The organism is Methylopila musalis, assembly GCF_042679725.1.
Classification (GTDB): domain Bacteria; phylum Pseudomonadota; class Alphaproteobacteria; order Rhizobiales; family Methylopilaceae; genus Methylopila; species Methylopila musalis.
In genome coordinates this window covers 1-1,093 of sequence record NZ_JBHTMX010000375.1, presented here as the reverse complement: position 1 = coordinate 1,093, position 1,093 = coordinate 1, and the positions used below count along the sequence as shown (strand labels likewise).

1 protein-coding gene and 1 pseudogene are annotated in these 1,093 nt (G+C 77.0%); one reads left to right on the top strand and one right to left on the bottom strand.

The features are described 5' to 3' along the window. Positions 1–156: 156 nt before the first annotated feature. The gene (locus ACFQ4O_RS17765; protein ID WP_378777736.1) at positions 157–579 is read left to right on the top strand and encodes a periplasmic heavy metal sensor; all 423 of its coding nucleotides are present in this window, start codon (positions 157–159) and stop codon (positions 577–579) included. 16 nt (positions 580–595) lie between these two features. Here the strand turns inward: ACFQ4O_RS17765 and ACFQ4O_RS17760 are convergent. Then, positions 596–1,093 (bottom strand): annotated as a pseudogene (locus ACFQ4O_RS17760) (quinone-dependent dihydroorotate dehydrogenase); the annotation flags it as partial.

Here is a 1,093-nt window from a genome sequence, read left to right as displayed (position 1 = left end):
CGACAGCCCCGGCCGCTTCGGCCTCGCGGGCGCCGGCTTCGGCGCGGCGGCGGTGGCGGCGGGCCTGTGGCTCGGCGCGGTGATCGGTCCGGTGGACGCCGCAACGCCCGACTTCAGCGCCGCCTTCGAGGTGTCGCTGATCGACGGAGGGCTGTGATGGCCGCGCGTTCCCGCTGGCTCTACGCCGCGCTCGCCGTGTCGGTGACGATCAATCTGGTCGGCGCGGGCTTCCTGATGGGCCATGAGCGGCCGCCCAAGCCCGGCCGCACCGTCGACGGCGCCATCGCCTTCGTCGCGGGCCGTTACCCGGAGGCGGTGGGCGCCGCCATCCGCGACCGGCTGGAGAACCGCCGCACCGAGCTCGGCGCCGCGCTCGCCGAGATGCAGGGCGCCCGTCAGGCGTCGCGCGCCGCCATGGCCGCCGAGCCGGTCAACGCCGCCGATGTGGCCGAGGCGTTTCGCGCCGCGCGCGCCAAGGCCGACGCGTTCCAGAGCGTGATCCACGGCGCGATCGCCGAGGCCATGCCCGGCGTGCCGGCGGAGGAGCGCGCCAAGGTGCTGAAGAGCGGCCGGGACTGAACGGCCCTCGCAACGTTTAGGCGCCGGGGCCCTCGGCCGCCACCGCCGCCGCGTCGCGCCCGATCAGCGGCGCAAGCGAGCCGCCTTCGGCCGCCGCCGCCTCCGCCAGCGCCGCCAGGATGCGCCCGAGCAGGCACGGGCCCTCGAAGGCGAGCGCGCTGTAAAGCTCCACCAGCGTCGCGCCGGCGCGGACCTTGCCGACTGCGTCCTCGCCCGAGGCGATGCCGCCCACGCCGACGAGCGGCAGCCGGTCGCCGACCCGAAGCCGCGTCTCCGCCAGCATCCAGGTGGCGCGGCGGTAGAGCGGCGCGCCGGACAGCCCGCCGCTTTCGGAGGCGGCGGCGCCCTTCAGATGGGGCGGCCGCGCCAGCGTGGTGTTCGACACCACCAGCCCGTCGAGACCGCGCGCCTCCGCCACCGCCGCCACGTCGTCGAGGCCGGCGAGGTCGAGGTCGGGCGCGATCTTCAGCAGCACCGGACGGCGCGGCAAGCCGCGGGCGGCCGCCTGGTCGCG